This is a genomic window from Butyrivibrio sp. AE2015 (assembly GCF_000420825.1).
GTDB lineage: Bacteria > Bacillota > Clostridia > Lachnospirales > Lachnospiraceae > Butyrivibrio.
In genome coordinates, this window is sequence record NZ_ATVR01000064.1 from 1 (window position 1) to 3,771 (window position 3,771).

At 38.7% G+C, this 3,771-nt stretch carries 5 protein-coding genes; 1 reads left to right on the plus strand and 4 read right to left on the minus strand.

Annotated elements, in window-relative coordinates; genetic code table 11:
- Nucleotides 1-193 precede the first annotated feature (193 nt).
- The 4 genes from G585_RS19965 to G585_RS0116450 are packed head-to-tail and all read right to left on the minus strand — an operon-like array spanning nucleotide 194 to nucleotide 2,626.
- Complete coding sequence (locus G585_RS19965; RefSeq protein ID WP_022776461.1) at nucleotides 194-799, minus strand: cyclophilin-like fold protein; 606 nt, start codon at nucleotides 797-799, stop codon at nucleotides 194-196.
- Between the two features lie 12 nt (nucleotides 800-811).
- Entirely contained in the window at nucleotides 812-1,354 is a 543-nt protein-coding gene (locus tag G585_RS0116440; RefSeq protein ID WP_022776462.1) for a flavodoxin family protein, read from the minus strand.
- Nucleotides 1,355-1,388: 34 nt separating this feature from the next.
- Nucleotides 1,389-2,390, minus strand: a complete 1,002-nt coding sequence (locus G585_RS0116445; protein WP_026664071.1) for an alpha/beta hydrolase — start codon at nucleotides 2,388-2,390, stop codon at nucleotides 1,389-1,391.
- A 20-nt stretch (nucleotides 2,391-2,410) separates the two neighbouring features.
- Nucleotides 2,411-2,626, minus strand: a complete 216-nt coding sequence (locus G585_RS0116450; RefSeq protein WP_013282077.1) for a hypothetical protein — start codon at nucleotides 2,624-2,626, stop codon at nucleotides 2,411-2,413.
- Nucleotides 2,627-2,749: 123 nt separating this feature from the next.
- On the opposite strand from G585_RS0116450, the gene G585_RS0116455 reads away from it, so the two are divergent.
- On the plus strand, nucleotides 2,750-3,622 hold the full coding sequence (locus G585_RS0116455) for a LysR family transcriptional regulator (RefSeq protein WP_022776465.1): 873 nt from the start codon (nucleotides 2,750-2,752) through the stop codon (nucleotides 3,620-3,622).
- Nucleotides 3,623-3,771: the final 149 nt, after the last annotated feature.

A 3,771-nucleotide genomic window follows, 5' to 3' on the forward strand; every position in this document is an offset into this window, starting at 1 on the left:
TCCTTAACAGAAATAAGTTCAAAATCTTTTCTGTCAAGAAGTGCCAGTAACGCTGTATGCATTTTTTCCGCAGACTTAAAATACTTGCTCTCATTCTTGTTCATAGCAAAACACTCCTAACATCTGTAACTTCCGATATTGTTTATTTCGCAAATTTGAACTTTTATTATTTTTGCGAATCAGAAAACCCGTTTTATTCAATGCTTATGGTTATAGTAACATCTCCATTAGAAAGAAGATCAGTTATATCTTCCGCATTCTTATCGGATATGTGACCAAGCCTTGTATATGACCAGCTATTAGAACCATAGAACACTACCATCTGATTTCCGGAGTATAGTACAACGTCGCCTGAACTCGTTGTTGTCTGCTTATCATCTCTCGGCAGACTCTGTCCAATTGAGCCCACCTGTTCAAAGCCGCCATACATTGACATCTGAATTGTAACATCACCGTCTTCAGCCATATTCCTCAGTGCCTCTACAGCCTGGTTGTCTTCCCAATCTACATTTACTTTTGTATCACCGATTTTCATTATCATAGTGGTTTCTCCAATGTCTGTTTCATCAAAAGAAGTATTATTCTCAGCAGCCTGATTATCAACTTCTTCTGTGCGGTATGTTTCTGAGTCTTCTGATAAAATAGTTTCTTCTGTACTCTCTGCTTCAATGTCTTCAGATTCAGAAATGATTGCACTCGAATCATGATTTTCATCAACTGTTTCCGCATTACCTGAACAGGCACTAACACAAACCATCATGAGCACACTGAGTGCCATCTTAATCAATCTCTTTTTCATAGAAAATTCCCTTTATTTTAAAGCCTTTCCAAAATCATAAGCTTCACTTAATTCCTCGGCTTTACTTGAAGCCTCACCCATATCGCCTATGCCTCCGCAGAATAAGGAACCGGAGAATTCTGCCTTTTCAAAACAGTCAATCCATCCCTGAAGTCCACTTTCAGCTTTTTTAGGCACAAACTCTTCATCCTCAGCTGCGACTGAGAGCATATATACATTTCTAAATTTATAATCTGAAGGATATAGAGGATTGAGTCTGTCCAAAAGAGTTTTCATCTGACCGCTCATCTCGTAATAATAAATCGGAGTTGCAAATACAAGGGTATCTGCATTCTTTACTTTTTCTGCAATCTCAGCAGCATCATCCTTAATGACACATTTCTGGGTATTCTGACAGGCAAGACAACCTATACAGAAACCGATATTTTTCCCTTTCAGTCCTATATATTCCACATCATGACCTGAAGCTTTTGCTCCCTCTATAAGCTTTTCCGTAAGTATGTCGGAATTACTCTTTGCACGAAGGCTTGTAGAAATTACTAACACTTTGCTCATATTTTCCCATCCTTTATTTCTTCAACCGTTATCATTATTTCAGATTCTCCTTAAAGAAGTTCTCCAGCTTGTCAAAAGGAATATAATCCTTATCTCCGCCATCATATAGATCAGTATGTACTGCATCAGGGATTATCATTAGTTCCTTGTTATCTGCATACTTGCTGTCTTTGATCATATCTGCATAAGCATCCTTAGAAAAATAGCAAGAGTGCGCCTTTTCTCCATGAACAAGTAAAACAGCGCTCCTTATCTCATTAGAGTACTTAAGGATTGGCTGATTAACAAAGGATTCACAGCCGATTACATTCCAGCCACCATTAGAATTAAGGCTTCTCTTGTGATAACCTCTGTCAGTCTTGTAATAGTCATAGTAGTCTTTTACAAAGAAAGGTGCATCCTCCGGAAGTGGATCTACAACTCCGCCACCAAGCTTATATTCACCAGCCTTAAGGTCCTCAAGCCTCTGAGCACACATGGCAGCTTTCTTCTGATATCTTGCTTCTTCACTGTCTTCTGAGTCAAAATATCCCTTGGCGTTTACTCTTGTCATGTCATACATTGTCATGGCTGCAGTAGCTTTGATCCTTGTATCAAGAGCTGCTGTATTGATTGACATTCCGCCCCAGCCACAGATACCGATTATTCCGATTCTGTCAGGATCTACCTTTTCATTAAGTGAAAGGAAATCAACTGCTGCCATGAAGTCTTCTGTATTGATATCAGGAGATGCCATATATCTTACATTTCCACCGGACTCTCCTGTAAAGGAAGGGTCAAATGCTATTGTTAAGAATCCTCTCTCTGCCATTGTCTGAGCATAAAGACCAGAACACTGCTCCTTAACTGCGCCAAAAGGTCCACATACTGCAATGGCTGGGAGCTTACCCTCTGCATCTTTAGGAATATACATATCTGCTGCCAGGGTGATTCCATATCTGTTTACAAATGTTACTTTGCTGTGGTCAACCTTATCACTTTTCTTAAAGGTCTTATCCCAATCTGTTACAAGGTTTAGTTCTTCTTTTCTGATCATTTTACATTCCTCCGTTTTAATCATTTCTCTTTTTGAATCTGTCGTATCAAAAAATCCATGTTATCAACTTTTTTCTGACTGTCATGAAGCTCATCCATAAGATGGCACCGGCATTTTCTAAGATCACGAAGAAGTGTATCTGTATCCCCTTCTTCATACATCTTTTTCATAAAGCTTATTTCTTTCTCATTGCAGCCCATGTCTGAAAGGCTTTCAAGAATCTTTTCTGTATCCATCTTTTTTGCTCCTTCTGGTTTTCATATTAAAGCCTTGACCGGATTTTCGCTAATGAATAAAATAAATATCATGATATTCGTTTTTGGAATAACGCTTTAATTATCAACTCTATGGAGGTTTTCATGGAAATAAAAAATCTCAGATATTTTCTTGCAGTTGCAAGGGAAGAAAATATGTCAAAGGCTGCTGAGCAGCTTCATGTATCACAGCCTACTCTTTCAAAGACATTAAAAGCATTAGAGGAAGAACTTGGAAAAAAGTTATTTATCAGGCATAGCTTCAGTATTTCACTTACTGATGAGGGGATGCTTTTGCGTGACCGCGCTCAGGATCTTGTGGCCATGTCAGATAAGATCGAACAGGAATTTAACTCCCTGGATGATATAACAGGTGGAGATATATATTTTGGACTGGCAGAAAGCTATCAGATCAGATACCTCGCCAGAGAGATTTATAAGTTAAAAGAAAAATACCCTAATTTCACTTATCATATAACAAGCGGAGATACTGAGCAGGTTACTGAAAAGCTTGATAAGGGCATTTTAGACTTTGCTGTACTATGTGAAACACCTGACAGCAATAAATACGAATATGTAAAATTTCCTGAAGCTGATGTGTGGGGAGCAATCATATCTTCATCCCATCTCCTTGCAAAGAAAAAAAACATCCGTGTCTCCGACCTGACAGGACAGCCTCTGTTTGTCTCAGAGCAAAGTTGGAACAATGAAATCAAAGCATGGGCCAAAGACAGATATCCTGAACTAAAGCTTGAGGGTTCCTTTAGACTTTCTTATAACGGCTCTGTATTTGCAAGAGAAAACCTTGGAATACTTCTTACATTTAAAAATCTGATAAATACTGAAGGAACTGACATGGTATTCAGACCGCTTTCACCTGAACTAAAATCAGAGCTGTATCTGATATGGAACAAGTATCAGACCTTTACTCCTATTGCTGAAAAATTTCTGGAGCAGATAAAAAAGACTTTCAAGTAATTTTTATGAAGGTCACATCTGTATCCGACATGATCAGAGTCCCAATGATTCCAAGCGTCATGGCTTGATGATACACTTCTGTATGACGCTTATGATCTCATCTTTTGACTCGATGCATCCACCTCGTACCCACTCAGTGACAACTCCGA